Annotated in this window: 15 protein-coding genes; 10 read left to right on the top strand and 5 right to left on the bottom strand. The window is 71.7% G+C overall.

All coding sequences use genetic code 11. From position 1 onward, the window contains the following. The 9 genes from ABWI04_RS04385 to ABWI04_RS04345 all read left to right on the top strand — a co-directional run. On the top strand, window positions 1-760 hold a 760-nt coding region (locus ABWI04_RS04385), incomplete at its 5' end, for a molybdopterin-dependent oxidoreductase (protein WP_353831483.1). Next, window positions 757-2,097, top strand: coding sequence for an NADH-quinone oxidoreductase subunit NuoH (gene nuoH, locus ABWI04_RS04380; RefSeq protein ID WP_353831482.1), 1,341 nt, complete (start codon window positions 757-759; stop codon window positions 2,095-2,097). The genes ABWI04_RS04385 and nuoH, both read left to right, overlap by 4 nt. Then, window positions 2,084-2,719: an NADH-quinone oxidoreductase subunit NuoI gene (gene nuoI, locus ABWI04_RS04375; RefSeq protein ID WP_425550307.1), complete on the top strand. Its 636-nt coding sequence runs from the start codon at window positions 2,084-2,086 to the stop codon at window positions 2,717-2,719. Before nuoH ends, nuoI begins: the two co-directional genes overlap by 14 nt. Continuing rightward, entirely contained in the window at window positions 2,716-3,636 is a 921-nt protein-coding gene (locus ABWI04_RS04370) for an NADH-quinone oxidoreductase subunit J (RefSeq protein ID WP_345178224.1), read from the top strand. Before nuoI ends, ABWI04_RS04370 begins: the two co-directional genes overlap by 4 nt. Further along, on the top strand, window positions 3,633-3,932 hold the full coding sequence (nuoK, locus tag ABWI04_RS04365; RefSeq protein ID WP_185028663.1) for an NADH-quinone oxidoreductase subunit NuoK: 300 nt from the start codon (window positions 3,633-3,635) through the stop codon (window positions 3,930-3,932). The genes ABWI04_RS04370 and nuoK overlap by 4 nt, the downstream gene beginning before the upstream one ends. A 10-nt stretch (window positions 3,933-3,942) precedes the next feature. Continuing rightward, entirely contained in the window at window positions 3,943-5,859 is a 1,917-nt protein-coding gene (gene nuoL, locus ABWI04_RS04360; protein ID WP_353831481.1) for an NADH-quinone oxidoreductase subunit L, read from the top strand. Continuing rightward, window positions 5,856-7,436: an NADH-quinone oxidoreductase subunit M gene (locus ABWI04_RS04355; protein WP_353831480.1), complete on the top strand. Its 1,581-nt coding sequence runs from the start codon at window positions 5,856-5,858 to the stop codon at window positions 7,434-7,436. Before nuoL ends, ABWI04_RS04355 begins: the two co-directional genes overlap by 4 nt. Further along, window positions 7,433-9,019 carry an NADH-quinone oxidoreductase subunit NuoN gene (gene nuoN, locus ABWI04_RS04350; RefSeq protein WP_345178229.1) on the top strand — a complete coding sequence of 529 codons (1,587 nt, stop codon included), beginning with the start codon at window positions 7,433-7,435 and terminating at the stop codon, window positions 9,017-9,019. Before ABWI04_RS04355 ends, nuoN begins: the two co-directional genes overlap by 4 nt. A 49-nt stretch (window positions 9,020-9,068) precedes the next feature. Further along, window positions 9,069-10,070, top strand: a complete 1,002-nt coding sequence (locus tag ABWI04_RS04345) for a polyprenyl synthetase family protein (RefSeq protein ID WP_345178465.1) — start codon at window positions 9,069-9,071, stop codon at window positions 10,068-10,070. Window positions 10,071-10,264: 194 nt separating this feature from the next. Here the strand turns inward: ABWI04_RS04345 and ABWI04_RS04340 are convergent, their stop codons facing one another. Beyond that, window positions 10,265-11,452, bottom strand: coding sequence for an MFS transporter (locus ABWI04_RS04340; protein WP_353831479.1), 1,188 nt, complete (start codon window positions 11,450-11,452; stop codon window positions 10,265-10,267). Window positions 11,453-11,541: 89 nt separating this feature from the next. Here ABWI04_RS04340 and ABWI04_RS04335 point away from each other — a divergent pair, with 89 nt between their 5' ends. After that, window positions 11,542-12,435, top strand: a complete 894-nt coding sequence (locus ABWI04_RS04335; protein ID WP_353831478.1) for a LysR family transcriptional regulator — start codon at window positions 11,542-11,544, stop codon at window positions 12,433-12,435. On the opposite strand, the gene ABWI04_RS04330 is transcribed toward ABWI04_RS04335, so the two are convergent. From ABWI04_RS04330 to ABWI04_RS04315, 4 genes are read right to left on the bottom strand one after another with little or no spacing between them, the layout of a single operon-like run. After that, window positions 12,432-13,046, bottom strand: coding sequence for a GTP-binding protein (locus tag ABWI04_RS04330; RefSeq protein WP_345178233.1), 615 nt, complete (start codon window positions 13,044-13,046; stop codon window positions 12,432-12,434). The genes ABWI04_RS04335 and ABWI04_RS04330 overlap by 4 nt on opposite strands. Beyond that, on the bottom strand, window positions 13,027-13,455 hold the full coding sequence (locus ABWI04_RS04325; protein ID WP_345178235.1) for a DUF742 domain-containing protein: 429 nt from the start codon (window positions 13,453-13,455) through the stop codon (window positions 13,027-13,029). Before ABWI04_RS04325 ends, ABWI04_RS04330 begins: the two co-directional genes overlap by 20 nt. Beyond that, window positions 13,452-13,877 (bottom strand): roadblock/LC7 domain-containing protein, encoded by a 426-nt coding sequence (locus ABWI04_RS04320; RefSeq protein WP_345178237.1) that lies wholly within the window; start codon window positions 13,875-13,877, stop codon window positions 13,452-13,454. Before ABWI04_RS04320 ends, ABWI04_RS04325 begins: the two co-directional genes overlap by 4 nt. Continuing rightward, a complete protein-coding gene (locus tag ABWI04_RS04315; RefSeq protein ID WP_345178239.1) occupies window positions 13,874-16,300 on the bottom strand; it encodes a sensor histidine kinase in 2,427 nt (808 codons plus the stop codon). The genes ABWI04_RS04320 and ABWI04_RS04315 overlap by 4 nt, the downstream gene beginning before the upstream one ends. Window positions 16,301-16,313: the final 13 nt, after the last annotated feature.

The following is a 16,313-nucleotide window of genomic DNA, read 5'->3' as shown; positions in this document are numbered from 1 at the left end:
CGCCGGGCGGCGCGGCGCGCTGCTCGTCGGCGGCGTCGACCCCGACGACCTGCCCGACCCGGAGGCGATGCTGCGGGCGCTGGAGGCCACCCCGTTCGTGGTGAGCCTGGAGCAGCGTCCGAGCGCGGTCACCGACCGCGCCGACGTCGTCCTGCCGGTCGCGGCGGTCGCGGAGAAGTCCGGGACGTTCGTCGACTGGGAGGGCCGCGGCCGCCCGTTCGACGTCGTGCTCAAGTCCGCCGGACGGTTGTCCGACCTGCGGGTGCTGGACGCGCTGGCCGACGAGATGGACGTCCACCTGGGCCTGCCGGGCCCGGAGGCCGCCCGCCGCGAGATGGCCGGCCTCGGCGCCCACCGCGGCGAGCGCCCGGACGCGCCGAGCGTCGCGCAGGGCCTGGCGCCGCACCCCGAGCGGGGCGAGGCGCTGCTGGCGACCTGGCGGCTGCTCCTCGACCGGGGCCGCCTGCAGGACGGCGAGCCGTTCCTCGCCGGCACCGCCAAGCCCGCCGCCGCCCGGCTGTCGCCCGCGACGGCCGCGGAGATCGGCGCGACCGGCGCGGTGACGGTCTCGGGCCCGCGCGGCGAGGTCACGCTCCCGCTGGAGATCACCCCCGACCTGCCCGACCGGGTGGTGTGGCTGCCGACGAACTCGGCGGGCTGCGCCCTGCACCGGGACCTCGGCGCGGCCGCGGGAGGCGTCGTCAAGATCGCGGGCGCGGTGCCCGCGACCGCGACCGAGAACGCTGGAGGCATCGAATGAGCTCCCTGGCCGCGGCGCCGGCGCCCGACCCGCAGCTGCAGGACTTCGGGTCGGACCCGTGGTGGCTGATCGGCGGCAAGGTCCTCGCCATCTTCGTGTTCCTCGTCGTCACCGTGCTGATGACGATGTGGATCGAGCGGCGCGTCATCGGGCGGATGCAGCTGCGGGTCGGCCCCAACCGGGCCGGGCCCTTCGGCCTGCTCCAGGGCCTCGCCGACGGCGTCAAGCTGGCGCTGAAGGAGGACATCGTCCCCCGCCAGGTCGACAAGATCGTCTTCGTCCTGGCGCCGGTGATGGCCGCGGTGCCCGCGTTCATCTCCTTCATCGTCATCCCGTTCGGGCCGACGGTGTCGATCTTCGGGCACCAGACGGCGCTACAGGGCACCGACCTTCCGGTCGCGGTGCTGCTCGTCCTCGCGATGTCCTCGATGGCGATCTACGGCATCGTGCTGGCCGGCTGGTCCTCGATGTCGCCGTACTCGCTGCTCGGCGGGCTGCGCTCGTCCGCGCAGATGATCTCCTACGAGATCGCGATGGGCCTGTCGTTCGTGGCCGTGTTCATGTTCGCGGGCTCGATGTCCACCTCGGAGATCGTCGCGGCGCAGCACGACAAGTGGTTCGTGGTGCTGCTCGCGCCGTCGTTCGTCGTGTACGTCATCACGATGATGGGCGAGTCGAACCGCATCCCGTTCGACCTGCCCGAGGGCGAGGGCGAGCTGGTCGGCGGCTTCCACACCGAGTACTCGTCGCTGAAGTTCGCGATGTTCTTCCTCGCGGAGTACATCAACCTCGCGACGCTGTCGGCCCTGGCCACCACCTTGTTCCTCGGTGGCTGGCGCGCCCCCGCTCCGATCTCCACGGTGTGGGCGGGCGCCAACTCCGGCTGGTGGCCGGTCCTGTGGTTCCTGATCAAGATCTTCATGTTCATCTTCTTCTTCATCTGGCTGCGCGGCTCGCTGCCGCGCGTGCGCTACGACCAGCTGATGAAGCTCGGCTGGAAGGTGCTGATGCCCTTCTCGCTCGGCTGGATCCTGCTGGTCGCGACGATCCGCGCGCTGCGCAACGACGGCTACGAGATGCGGCAGCTGTTCATCGCCGCCGCCGTGGTCGCCGCGATCGTGCTGGTCGCCACGGTGATCTGGGAGATGGCGCGCGGCCGCGAGGACGACAAGGAGATCGTCCCGGGGGCGACGCCGGGGCCGCGCACCGACCCGGCGGCGGGCGGGTTCCCGGTGCCGCCGATGGACGCGCCCCACTACCACGGCCGCGCCCGCGAGCCGGTCCGGCCGGCCACGATCGAAACCCCCTCCGAGGAGGTCACCAGTGGGACTCACTGATTTCCTGAACCCGGTCAAGGGGTTCGGGGTCTCGTTCCACCAGATGTTCATGAAGAGCGAGACCGTTCAGTACCCCGAGGTGAAGAAGCCGACGGCTCCTCGCTTCCACGGGCGGCACCAGCTGAACCGGTGGCCGGACGGTCTGGAGAAGTGCATCGGCTGCGAGCTGTGCGCGTGGGCGTGCCCCGCGGACGCCATCTTCGTCGAGGGCGCCGACAACACGGCCGACGAGCGGTACTCGCCGGGCGAGCGCTACGGCCGCACCTACCAGATCAACTATCTGCGGTGCATCCTGTGCGGGCTGTGCATCGAGGCGTGCCCGACCCGGGCGCTCACGATGACCAACGAGTACGAGCTCGCCGACGACAGCCGCGAGAGCCTCATCTACACCAAGGAGATGCTGCTGGCGCCGCTGCGCGAGGGCATGGAGGCGCCCCCGCACGAGATGCGGCTCGGCGACACCGAGGAGGAGTACTACCGCCTCGGCCTCCAGGAGGGCGAGCCGTCGTCCGGGACGCCCTCCGCTCCGAAGATCCCTTCCGAGGACGGCGGGCGCGCGAGCGCCGACCAGGCCGTCGAGCGCGAGAAGGCGAAGGCGCGCAAGGGCGGTGAGGGCAAGTGACCGGCTCCGTCGCGAGCGCGCACGTGCTCGCCGCCGAGGTCGCCGACAAGCAGTCCGGGGAGCCGTTCTTCTTCTGGCTGCTGGCGATCGTCTCGGTGCTCGCCGCGCTCGGCATGATCTTCATGCGGAAGGCGGTGCACTCGGCGCTGCTGCTGGCGACCGTGATGCTCTGCCTGGCCGCGCTGTACGCGATCCAGAACGCGCCCTTCCTGGCGTTCGTTCAGGTGATCGTCTACACCGGCGCGGTGCTGATGCTGTTCCTGTTCGTGCTGATGCTCGTCGGGGTCAGTTCCACCGACTCGCTGGTGGAGACGATCCGGGGCCAGCGGTTCTGGGCGGTGATCGCCGCGGTCGGCTTCCTCGTCCTGCTCACGGTCGGGGTCGGCAACGCGGCGCTCGGCGGTTCGGCCGGGCTGACCCAGGCCAACTCCGAGGGCAACGTCGTCGGGCTGGCCCGGCTGCTGTTCTCCAAGTACGTGTTCGCGTTCGAGGCGACCAGCGCCCTGCTGATCACCGCGGCGCTGGGCGCGATGGTGCTGGCGCACCGGGAGCGCACCGAGCCGAAGCCGACGCAGAAGGACCTGTCGCGGCAGCGGTTCCTGTCCGGCTCCCACCCGGGCCCGCTGCCGGGTCCCGGCACCTACGCCCGGCACAACGCCGTCGACATGCCGGCGCTGCTGCCCGACGGGACGCCCTCGGAGCTGTCGGTCAACCCGGTCATCGCGGCCCGCACCGACACCGCGGAGCGGCACGCCGACCTGTACGGCGGCTCCGAGGAGGAGGCCCTCGAACGGGACGTGGCCGCGGTCAAGGCGGTCACCGAGGACGTCCGCGACTCGGACGCCGAGGAGCGCTCGGTCAAGTCGGGGACGCCGGCCGCCGGCGGCGGCGCGAGTGAAGGCGAGGCAGGAGAATGAGCCCGGGGCACTACCTGGCGCTCTCGGCGGTCCTGTTCACCATCGGAGCGCTCGGCGTCCTCGTGCGCCGCAACGCGATCGTGGTGTTCATGTGCGTCGAGCTGATGCTGAACGCGACGAACCTGGCGTTCGTCTCGTTCTCCCGAATGCACGGCAACCTGGACGGCCAGATCATCGCCTTCTTCGTGATGGTGGTGGCCGCGGCGGAGGTCGTGGTGGGTCTGGCGATCATCATGACCATCTTCCGGACCCGCAGGTCCTCGTCGGTCGACGACGCGAACCTGCTGAAGTACTGAGAGGCCAGGGATGAAAGCGGAAGGCATCCAGGCCGCGTCCTGGCTCCTCGTCGCGCTCCCGCTCGCGGGCGCCGCGATCCTCCTGCTGGGGGGACGGCGGACCGACAAGTGGGGCCACCTGCTCGGCGCGGCGATGTCGCTGGCGTCGTTCGCGGTGGGCGCCGCGATGTTCGCCCAGATGCTCGGGTACGACGCCGAGGCCCGGCGCCGCACCCTGCACCTGTGGGACTTCATCGACGTCGGCACGTTCAAGGTCGGCATGGACCTGCTGGTGGACCCGCTGTCCATCACCTTCGTCCTGCTGATCACCGGGGTGGGCTCGCTCATCCACATCTACTCCATCGGCTACATGGCCGGGGACCCCGACCGGCGCCGTTTCTTCGCCTACCTGAACCTGTTCCTGGCGTCGATGCTGGTGCTGGTCCTGGGCGGCAACTTCCTGATCCTGTTCCTGGGCTGGGAGGGCGTCGGTCTCGCCTCCTACCTGCTGATCGGGTTCTGGCAGCACAAGCCGACGGCCGCGACCGCCGCGAAGAAGGCGTTCGTCGTCAACCGGGTCGGCGACATGGGGCTGATCATCGCGATCGCGCTGATCTTCGCCTCGTTCGGCAGCATCGACTTCGGCGCTGTCCTCGGCACCGGCGCCGAGCACGTGGGGCTCGCCTCCAAGCTCGGCACCGGCACCGCGACGGCCATCGGGCTGCTGCTCCTGGTCGGCGCGTGCGGCAAGTCGGCGCAGCTCCCGCTGCAGTCGTGGCTGCTGGACGCGATGGAGGGCCCGACTCCGGTGTCGGCCCTCATCCACGCCGCCACGATGGTCACCGCGGGCGTCTACCTGATCGTCCGGTCCGGCCCGATCTTCGAGATGTCCGAGACCGCGCAGCTGGTGGTGACGATCGTCGGCGCGGCCACGCTGCTGGCCGGTGCGATCATCGGTTGCGGCAAGGACGACATCAAGAAGGCCCTCGCCGGATCGACGATGTCGCAGATCGGGTACATGGTGCTCGCCGCGGGCCTCGGCCCGGCGGGCTACGTCTTCGCCATCGCGCACCTCGTCGCCCACGGCTTCTTCAAGGCGGGCCTGTTCCTCGGCGCCGGCTCGGTCATGCACGGCATGAAGGACGACGTGAACATGCGCCACTACGGCGCGCTGCGCACGGTCATGGTGATCACCTACGCGACGTTCGGCCTCGGGTACCTCGCCATCATCGGGTTCCCTGGCCTGTCGGGCTGGTTCACCAAGGACGGCATCATCGAGGCCGCCTACGCCAAGGGCGGCACGTCCGGGATGATCCTCGGCTCCTGCGCGCTGATCGGCGCCGGGATCACCGCGTACTACATGTCCCGGGTCATGTTCATGACGTTCTTCGGCGAGAAGCGCTGGGAGGACGACGTCCACCCGCACGAGTCGCCGGCGGTCATGACCGTGCCGCTGATGCTGCTCGCGGTCGGGTCCGTCTCCGCGGGCGGGTTCCTGATCCTCGGCAGCTTCCCCGAGTTCCTCGAACCGGTCGTCGGGGCGCCCGAGCACGCGCACGAGTTCAAGTGGCTCACCGCGCCCGGCGCCGCCACCTTCGTCCTGATGATCGTCGGCGCCGGGATCGCCTGGATGCAGTACGGCGCCCGCAAGGTGCCGCGCGAGGCGCCCAAGGGCTCGTTCGTCACCGTCGCGGCCCGCAAGGACCTCTACGGCGACGCGCTCAACGAGTCGCTGCTGATGCGCCCCGGCCAGTGGCTGACCCGGCTCGCGGTCTGGTTCGACGGGCGCGGCGTCGACGGCGCCGTCAACGGGACGGCCGCCGGCGTCGGCGGCAGCTCCGGCCGGCTCCGGCGCGTCCAGACCGGCTTCGCCCGCTCCTACGCCCTCTCGATGCTGGGCGGCGCGGCCCTCGTGGTCGCGGCGCTCCTGGTGGTGAACGTGTCATGAGCGACTTTCCCTGGCTGAGCGTCCTCATCGCGCTGCCGCTGGTGGGCGCGGTGCTGCTCAGCGCCATCCCGCGCGAGCGGGAGACGCTGGTCAAGCAGTTCTCGCTCGGCGTCTCCCTCGTCGTCGCGGCCCTCACCGGGGTCATGGCGTCGGGCTTCGACGCGGGCGGCGCGCGGTTCCAGTTCACCGAGAAGTACTGGTGGATCAAGGAGTTCGGGGTCCACTGGGCGGTCGGCGTCGACGGTGTCGCGCTGGTGCTGATCGTGCTGTCGGTCGTCCTCGTCCCGCTCGTCATGCTGGCGTCGTGGAGCGAGGCCGACCGGTCCGGCGGCGTGGACGTCCCGGCGAAGCGGTCGGTGAAGACGTACTTCGCGCTGCTGCTGACGATGGAAGCGGCCATGATCGGCGTCTTCGCCGCGACGGACGTGTTCCTGTTCTACGTCTTCTTCGAGGCGATGCTCATCCCGGTGTACTTCATCATCGGGTACTACGGCGGCGCGCAGCGGTCCTACGCCGCGGTGAAGTTCCTGCTGTACTCGCTGTTCGGCGGGCTGCTGATGCTCGTCGCCGTCATCTGGCTGTACCCGCTGTCGAGCCGGTCGGTCGACAGGGGCGGCCTCGGGCACGGCACGTTCATGTTCGACGAGCTGTCGAAGATGAACATCGACCCGACGACGGCCAAGTGGCTGTTCCTCGGCTTCTTCGTCGCGTTCGCGATCAAGGCGCCGATGGTGCCGGTGCACACCTGGCTGCCGGACGCGGCGCAGCAGTCCCCGGCCGGCGCGCTGGTGCTGATCGTCGGCGTCCTGGACAAGGTCGGCACCTACGGGATGCTCCGGTTCTGCCTGGAGCTGTTCCCCGGCGCCGCCAAGTGGGCGACCCCGGTCGTGCTGGGGTTCGCGGTGCTCAGCATCATCTACGGCGCGGTCCTCGCGATCGGCCAGGTCGACATGAAGCGCCTCATCGCCTACACGTCGGTGTCGCACTTCGGGTTCATCGTCCTCGGCATCTTCGCGATGACGTCGCAGGGCCAGTCCGGCGCGGCGCTCTACATGGTGAACCACGGGTTCTCCACCGGCGCGCTGTTCCTCGTCGTCGGCTTCATGATCGTCCGGCGGCGGTCGGCGCGGATCTCCGACTTCGGCGGGGTGCAGAAGGTCGCGCCCGTCCTCGCCGGGATGTTCCTGATCGCCGGCCTGTCCGCGCTGTCGCTGCCCGGCCTGTCCACGTTCGTCTCGGAGTTCCTCGTCATCGTCGGGACGTTCAGCCGGTACGAGTGGGCGGGCGCGCTCGCGGTCAGCGGCGTCGTGCTCGCGGCCGTCTACATCCTGTGGATGTACCAGCGGACCATGGGCGGCCCCAAGGTCCCCGCGGTCGAGGGCATGAAGGACCTGTCCGCCCGGGAGAAGTGGGCCGTCGCCCCGATCATCGCGATCATCGTGGCGATGGGCTTCTTCCCGCAGCCGGTGCTGCACGTGATCAACCCGTCGGTGGACCACACGCTGGCGCGGGTCGACCAGCACGACCCGGCGCCGGACATCACCGGTAACGTCGCCGAGAACGGAGCCCGTCCATGACCACCACCAGTCAGGTGAGCGCGGTCCTCGCGCAGGGGGGTGACATCCCCGCGCCGCACATCGAGTACGGGCAGATCGCCCCGCTGCTGCTGGTCCTCGGCGTCGCCGTCGCGGGCGTGCTCGTCGAGGCGTTCGTCGGCCGGACCGCGCGCTACTACGTGCAGGTGCCGCTGGCGTTCCTCGGCCTCGCGGGCGGGTTCGCCTGGACGATCCTGCTGGCGTGGCGCGACAATCCGCACCACGTCGCCGCCGAGGGCGCCCTGGGCGTGGACGGCCCCACCCTGTTCATCCAGGGCACCATCCTGGTGCTGGCCCTCGTCAGCCTCCTGCTCATCGCCGAGCGCGGCGACGGCAGGGCCGGCGGCCACTTCGCCGCGCAGGCCTCGGCCCTGCCCGGCAGCGAGGCCGAGCAGCGCACCACCGAGGCCGGGTTCACCCAGACCGAGGTGTTCCCGCTGATGATGTTCGCCGTCGGCGGCATGGTGATGTTCCCGGCGGCCAACGACCTGCTCACCATGTTCGTGGCGCTGGAGGTCATGTCGCTGCCGCTGTACCTGCTGTGCGGGCTCGCCCGCCGGCGGCGCCTCCTCTCCCAGGAGGCGGCGGTCAAGTACTTCCTGCTCGGCGCGTTCTCCTCGGCGTTCTTCCTGTACGGGGCGGCGCTGCTGTACGGGTACGCCGGGTCCGTCCGGCTGTCGGACATCTCCGCGCAGATCGGCAAGGACGCGGGCAGCGAGACCCTGCTCCTCGCGGGCGTCGCGCTGCTGTCGGTCGGGCTGCTGTTCAAGCTCGGCGGCGTCCCCTTCCACATGTGGAAGCCGGACGTCTACCAGGGCGCCCCCACGCCGATCACGGCGCTGATGGCGTCCTGCACCGTCGTCGCCGCGTTCGGCGGGATCCTGCGCGTCTACTACGTCGCGTTCGAGACGCTGAAGTGGGACTGGCGGCCCGTCCTGTGGGGTGTGGCCATTCTCACCATGATCGCCGGGTCGATCATCGCGATCACGCAGACCGACATCAAGCGGATGCTGGCCTACTCCTCGATCGCGCACGCGGGCTTCCTGCTCATGGGCGTGATCGCCAGCTCCCCGGACGGCCTGTCCAGCACGATGTTCTACCTGGTCGCCTACGGCTTCACCTCGATCGGGGCGTTCGCCGTCGTGACGATGGTGCGGGACGCGGGCGGCGAGGCCGGCCACCTGTCGCGGTGGGCGGGCCTCGGCAAGCGGTCCCCGGTGGTCGCGGGCGTGTTCGCCTTCTTCCTCCTGGGCTTCGCGGGCATCCCGCTGACCAGCGGCTTCACCGGCAAGTTCGCGGTGTTCAAGGCGGCCGTCGAGGGCGGCGCGACGCCCCTGGTGATCGTCGCCGTGATCTCCTCCGCGGTCGCCGCGTTCTTCTACGTCCGTGTGATCGTCGTCATGTTCTTCAGCGAGCCGGACGCCGAGGGTCCGGTCGTGGTGGCCGGCCCGGCGACCGCGGTCGCGGTCGCGCTCGGAGTGACGGCTACTGTGGTACTCGGCGTGATCCCGCAGCCCGTTCTGGACCTCGCGGGGCAGGCCACGACCCACATGTTCGTCCGGTAGGGAGTCTTGGGTGAGCAACCCATTCGCTGAGAAGTCCGGCGGGCCGGCCATCCAGGAGACCGGCCCGTTCGGGCTTCCCGTCGACGCCGCGCTCGCGTCCGACGCCAAGGACCGCCTCGCGGCCGTCGAGTCCCTTCTGCTCGACTGCGTCCGGGGCGAGGACCCGCTGCTCACCGAGGCCTCGCAGCACCTCGTCGAGGCGGGCGGCAAGCGCTTCCGGCCGATGCTGGTGCTGCTGGCCTCCCACTTCGGCGACCCGGCCGCGCCCGGCGTCGTCCCCGCCGCCGTCGTCGTCGAGCTCACCCACCTCGGCACCCTCTACCACGACGACGTCATGGACGAGGCCACCATCCGCCGCGGCCAGCAGTCCGCCAACTCCCGCTGGACGAACACCGTCGCCATCCTCACCGGCGACTACCTGTTCGCCCGCGCGTCCGACCTGCTCGCCGACCTCGGCCCCGAGGCCGTCCGCATCCAGGCCCGCGCCTTCGCCCGCCTGGTCCGCGGCCAGATCCAGGAGACCGTCGGCCCCGGCGAGGACGCCGACCCCCTCAAGCACTACCTCCAGGTCGTCGCCGACAAGACCGGCTCCCTGATCGCCGTCTCCGGCCAGTTCGGCGCCCTGCTCTCGGGCGCCCCCGCCCACGTCGTCGACACCGTCACCTCCGCCTGCGAGAAGATCGGCATCGCCTTCCAGCTGTCCGACGACATCCTCGACGTCGCCTCCGAGGCCGAGGAGTCCGGCAAGACCCCCGGCACCGACCTGCGCGAAGGCATCCGCACCCTCCCGACGCACCACGTCCTCGCCGGCATCGGCTCCGGCCCCGACGACGCCCGCCTCCGCGAGCTCCTCACCCAGGACCTCACCGACGACGCCCTCCACGCCGAGGCCCTCACCCTCCTGCGCGCCCACCCCGCCATGGACCGCGCCCGCGCCGACCTGCGCCGCTGGGCCGAGGACGCCCGCAACGAACTCCTCACCCTCCCCGAGATCCCCGCCCGCGAAGCCCTCACCAACCTCTGCGACTACGTAATTACTCGTACTGGATAGCGTCTTTCTCCTCCTTCGGGCCCTGAAGGCCCTCCATCGTCGAAAAACGCGGGCGATCGCTGGCATCGCTTCGTCTCGCCTTGGCGGCTCGCTGCGCGATCAGATTCTTGCTTCGCTCGAATCTGCCTTCGGACGCGATCGCGGCTCCTCAGCTTGTTTGCTGGTTGCGGTGGTGGCTGAGGTCGGCGCGGTGTCTATTGCGGTGCTCGCTGCCGTAGAGGTCGCCTGGTGGTTGCGGCGGTGGCCAGGGCTAGGGCGGCTAGGGTTCCGCCCAGCCACATGACGCCGGTTTCGCCTGTGGTGTCGGTCGTCTGGCCGCCTGCCAGGGCTCCCAGGGAGATGGCGAGGTTGAAGGTGGCGACGAACAGCGCCGATGCCGGCTCGGCGGCGTGCGGGGGCACGGCCTGTAGCAGCCAGTTCTGCAGCGTCACCGACACTCCGCCGTAGGCGACTCCCCACAGGACCAGCAGCACGACCGCTGGAAGCGGGGAACGGCCTGCCAGCGGGAACAGCAGGACGGCCGGTGCGAGCAGGACGGTGATCCGGATCAGGGTGCGGCGCGGGGCGCGGGCGGCGGCCGTGCCCGCGGTGAAGTTGCCCGCGATGCCCGCCACGCCGTACACCAGCAGCAGTGTGCTGATCAGGTCCGGGTTCACGCCGGACACCCGCTCCAGCACGGGACGCACGTAGGTGTACGCCGCGAAGTGCCCGGTGACCAGGAGGAACGTCACCAGGAGTCCGGCCTGCGCGCGGGGCGCGCGAAGCACCTGCGGCATGGCGGCCAGACCCGCCGCGCCGGTTCCGGGCAGCGGCGGCAGCAGCGCGGCGAGCGCGGCGCAGGCGACCAGCGACAGCGCTCCGGCCGCGGCGAACGCCGCCCGCCAGCCCGCGAGGTCGCCGATCAGCGTGCCGGCCGGAACCCCCGCCACCGACGCCACCGCCACTCCGCCGAAGATCACCGAAGTGGCGGCGCCGGCGGAGCGCTCCGGCACCAGCCGTGCCGCCAGCCCGCCGGCGATCGCCCACACGCCGCCGATCGCCACGCCGACCAGGACCCGCGACGCCAGCAGCGCGGGCAGCCCGGGGGCGGCCGCCGAGCCGAGGTCGGCCGCGGCCAGCAGGCCCGCCAGCACGGCCAGCACCGCCCGCCGGTCCAGCCGGGCGGTCGCCGCGGAGAGCGCGGGGGCGGACAGCGCCGCGACGAGGCCGGGCACGGTCATCGCCAGCCCGGCCGTGCCCGCGGACACGCCGAGGTCCGGGCCGATCGAGGTCAGCAGGCCGACCGGCAGCATCTCGCTGGTGACGACGAGGAACGTGGCCGCGGCGACCGCGAGCACCGCCGGCCACCCCCGGCGCGGCGGGGGAGAGGAGGGAACCGTCATGCCCCCGACCCTGGCGGGCGGGCCGATGGGGGAACAACGGTGAAGATCGCATCCTTGTATGAGCCAGACTCATCGATCGGGGGCGTCGCGTGCCGGAACTGGAGACCCGGGAGCTGGAGTGCTTCCTCGTCCTCAGCGAGGAGCTGCATTTCGGCCGGACCGCGGAGCGCCTCTACCTCTCCCAGAGCCGTGTCAGCCAGCTGGTGCGCGCCCTCGAACTGCGGGTCGGGGCCCGGCTGGTGGAGCGCACCAGCCGCCGCGTCCGGCTGACCCCGCTCGGAGCCGCCTTCCGGGACGATCTGCGGCCCGCCTACGCGGCCCTCCTCGACGCCGTCGAAGGGGCCAGGAGCAGGGCGCGCGGTGTCGGCGGGGTGCTGCGGATCGGCTTCCTCGGGTCCCTGGACGAGGAGCTGGCGGGTCTGGTCCGCGCGTTCCAGAGCGGCCACCCCGGCTGCGAGGTGCGGACGGTCGAGATGCCGCTGGCCGACCCGTTCGGGCCGGTGCTGGGCGGCGATGTGGACGCCGCGATCGTCCTGACCCCGGTGCGTGAGCCCGGCCTCGCCGTCGGCCCGGTCTTCTCCGAGGCGCCGCTGCGCCTGGCCGTCCCGGCTCGCCACCCGCTCGCGGACCGCCCGTCGGTCCGCGCCGAGGACCTGGCCGGGCACCCGCTCGTCAGGATCGCCGGCCCGGCGCCGCGCTACTGGCGCGACGCGCAGTCCCCGCCGCTGACGCCCGGCGGCGCCGCGATCCCGTCCGGACCGGCCGTCAGCACGATCCAGGAGGCCCTCGCGATGGTCGCCGCCGGGCGCGGCGCGATGCCGCTGTGCGTCCCGACCGCCCGCCGCCACGTGCGGGGCGACGTCGTCTTCGTCCCGCTCACCGGCCTGCCCGATTCGGCGCTCGCGCTCGTCTGGCATCGGGACCGCGCCACCGCGCGGCTCCGCGCCTTCGCCGGGACCGTCGCGGCGGGCGTCCGCGGCTAGGCGTTCTGGGGTTCGGGCTCCTCCGTGAGGCCGCGGGTCTTCATGGCGTGCAGGACGAGGTCGATGAGGACCTCCTTGCAGGAGCCGAGGCTGCGGGCGTCGCAGAGCATGACGGGAACCTTCGGGCCCAGGTTGAGGGCCATCTGGATCTCCGCGAGGTCGTAGCGCTGGGCGCCCTCGAAGCAGTTCACGGCGACGATGAACGGGGTGCCGCGGCGCTCGAAGTAGTCGACGGACGGGAAGCAGTCCGACAGGCGGCGGGTGTCGGCGAGGACGACGGCGCCGAGCGCGCCGAGCGAGACCTCGTCCCACATGAACCAGAAGCGCTCCTGGCCGGGGGTGCCGAACAGGTAGAGGACGTACTCGTCGCGCATCGTGATGCGGCCGAAGTCCATCGCGACCGTTGTGGTCGTCTTGCGCTCCACCCCGGAGATGTCGTCGACGCCCACGCTCTCGTCGGTGAGCAACTCCTCGGTGCGCAGGGGGCTGGTCTCCGAGACCGTGCCCACCATCGTGGTCTTGCCGACCCCGAAACCGCCCGCGATCACGATCTTGACCGCGGTGGGGAGCCGGCGGGCGCGCACGCCGCGCCTAGAGGGCCCGGAGACCATCGATCACCGCCTTGTAGAGCCTGATGTCGTGCATGTCCGCCTCCGGTTCGGGCTCCTGAAGGGAGACGAATCCCTTGTCGAGCAGGTCGCCGAGCATCACCCGGACGGTCGCCACGGGCAGATCGAGATGGCCGGTGATCTCGGCCACCGACATCACCGCCTGGCACAGCCGGATGATGGACAGGTGCTCGGGTCCGAGGCCGATCGCGCCCTCCGGCTCCGGTCCGACCGCCACCACCAGGGTGATGAGGTCGAACTTGCCGCGGGTCGGCTCGATCCGGCCGCTGGTCATCACGTAGGGCCGCACCATCGGACCGGCGTGCTCGTCCAGGAACCGGTCGTCGACCGGCGGGCGCGTCGCGGCCTCGTCCGCCCAGGGCTCCTGGGCGGGATCCTCGGGGGGCATCATGCCGGGCGCCCCTCCTGCGCGGATTCCGAACGCGACGGGGAGGTGAGGTGGTGGCCCATGGCGGTGACGAGCATCGCCATCTCGTATGCGGTGAGGCCGACGTCGACCTCCTCGGTGGCGAGGACGGCGAGGCACGCGCCCTTCCCGGCGACCGTGACCAGCAGGAACGCCGACGCCATCTCGACGATCGTCTGCCGGACCGGGCCGCCGCCGAAGCGGGTCCCGGCGCCCTTGGCGAGGCTCTGGATTCCGGCGGCGACGGCGGCGAGGTGCTCGCCGTCGTCCTGCGTCATGCCCTCGGACGACGCCATGAGCAGGCCGTCCGCCGACAGCACGACCGCGCTGCGGGCGTGCGGCAGGCGGTGGACGAGGTCGTCCAGCAGCCAGCCCAGATCGGAGGAGGAACCGGTCTTCTGCGTCACTGATCTGCCTCGCCTTCCGCTGCGTTGGTGCCGAGGGCTTCCGCCGCGTCGACGCGGCCCCGCTGGGTGCCGCGCTGGTAGGAACCCATGATCCGCTGAATCTCCTCGGGGGAGCGGCCCGGGTCCTCCTGCTCGTCCTGCTCGTCGGCGACGGCGGGCTCGTCGGTGCGCAGGGGTTCGGCCAGGTTCGCCTGCGGCACACGGACGGGAAGACCGGACGGTGTTGTGGAGATGTCGGGCACGGGTGGCAGGTCCTCCGGCTCGATGGGGTCGGGACGTGCGCCGTCCGCGGGGTCGTCGTGCCGCGCGGGCGTGGGGGCCTCGGGCTCCGGTGCGGGGGCGCCGCCGGGGGGCCGCACGGGCAGCGGGTCCGCGGCCGGCGGGGGGACCGCCACGAGGGCGGGTGCGGGGTGCTGCGGGCCGGTGCCCGCCGGGGGGAGCGTCGTCGTGGGGGACGCGGAGCGGACGCCGGACGCGGCGAGCGCCGCGGCGGGGCGCCGCACCTCCAGGCCGTTCGTGGTGGTGGTGCCGGCCGGGACCTGCGCCGGGCCCTGCTCGACGATCAGGTCCCGGGGGATGACGACGACGGCCGTGGTGCCGCCGTAGGCGGACCGCTTCAGCGAGACCTGCAGGTTGTAGCGCTCGGCGAGCTTGCTGACCACGAACAGGCCGAGCTGGACCGAGCTCTGCAGGTTGAAGTCGGGCGGGTCGGCGATCCGCGCGTTGATCTCGGCGAGCTTCTCGTCGGTCATGCCGAGCCCGCGGTCCTCGATGTCGATGGCGAAGCCGCTGGCGACCAGGTGCCCGCCGACCTGCACGATGGTGTCGGGCGGGGAGAACGACACGGCATTCTCGATCAGCTCGGCGAGCAGGTGGGTGACGTCGCCGACCGAGCGTCCGGCCAGCTCGACCGGGCCGAACGGCAGGACGGTGACGCGGGTGTAGTCCTCGACCTCGCCGACGGCGGCGCGGACGACGTCCACCATCGGGACGGCGTTGCGCCAGCCGCGGGCCGGGAGGGCGCCGGACAGCACGATGAGGTTCTCGGCGTTGCGCCGCATGCGGGTCGCGAGGTGGTCGAGCCGGAACAGCTCCTCCAGCTCCTTGGTCTCGATGTCGCGGCGGCGCTCCATCGCGTCCAGCATGGTGAGCTGCCGGTGCACCAGCGTCTGGGTGCGGCGGGCCAGGCTCAGCAGGACGTCCCGGATGCCGCGGCGCAGTTCCGCCTGCTCGACGGCGGTACGGATCGCGGTCTCCTGGACGGCGTTGAACGCGCGGCCCACCTGCCCGATCTCGTCGGTGCCGAACCGCAGCGGCGGCGCCTCGAGCTCGACGTCCACCTTCTCGCCGTGCCCGAGCCGCTCGACGACGCCGGGCAGCCGCTGCTCGGCCAGTTCCCACGCGGCGCCGCGCAGCCGTTCCAGCTGCCGGACGAGCGCGCGCGCCGTGGTGATCGACACGACGATGGACGCGATGACCGCGAGGAGGCCGAGGCCACCGGCGAGCAGCAGCCGGATGACGACCCAGGCGGCGATGGGAGTGGCGCGCTCCACCAGCCGGTCGCCGGCGTCCTGGATGGACTTGCGCATCTGGGCGAGCGCGGGCTCGGTCGCGTTGCGCCACTGCTCGGCGGTCATGCGGGGGTGCTGCGCCTTCGTCCGCTGGAGGAGCATGTCCTCCAGGGCGCTGACGGTGGTGAGGCGCTTGTTGGCGTTCAGCTCGTCCCAGGCCTGCCGGTCCGCGCCCTCGAGGTCGACCAGGGCGCGCTCGTAGTTGAGGCGCCGGGCGCCGACGGCCTTGGCGATGTCGATCTGGTCGACCGGGGTGATCCGGCCGGACGCGAGGACGCCGGCGACCAGCGCGTCCTCCTGGGACAGCAGCTCCCAGGACCGGTTGACGGCGATCTCCGCGCGCAGGTCGGAGGTGAACCCCTTGTCGTCGAGCGTCGTCGTCCCGTCGTACATGTGGAAGATCGACTCGATGGTGTCGGAGTAGGCGTCGATGATGTGCCGGCGGTCGAAGGCGCCGGCGTCGATCGAGCGGCGGTCGCCGTCGAGCCGGCCGAGCAGCCGGACCATCGCGTCGAGCCGCTGGTCCATCTCGTCGTCGGCGGCGCGGCGGACCGAGCCGCTGCGGGCCTTCTCGACGACGATGGCCCGCTCCTTGTCGGTGCGGGCGCGCTGGGCGGCGAGCAGGTCGGGCCGCCGCTGGCCGGACGCGAGCATGGTCACGGTGAGGCGGCGCTCCTGCTGGAGCTCGACGAGCAGCGGGTCGCTCGGGGCCACGACGCTGTCCAGCGTGCTCACGAAGAGCAGGTTCACGCCCTCGCGCAACGTCACCCAGGCGGCGAAGGCCCACAGCGCGGTCAGCGAGACCAGCAGGGCCGCAATCTTGGTCCGCAGCCGTGAGTTGCGGAAACGCATTATGATCGCCCCA

Source organism: Actinomadura sp. NPDC000929, from assembly GCF_040492065.1.
GTDB lineage: Bacteria > Actinomycetota > Actinomycetes > Streptosporangiales > Streptosporangiaceae > Spirillospora > Spirillospora verrucosospora.
This window is presented reverse-complemented; position numbering and strand designations above follow the sequence as displayed.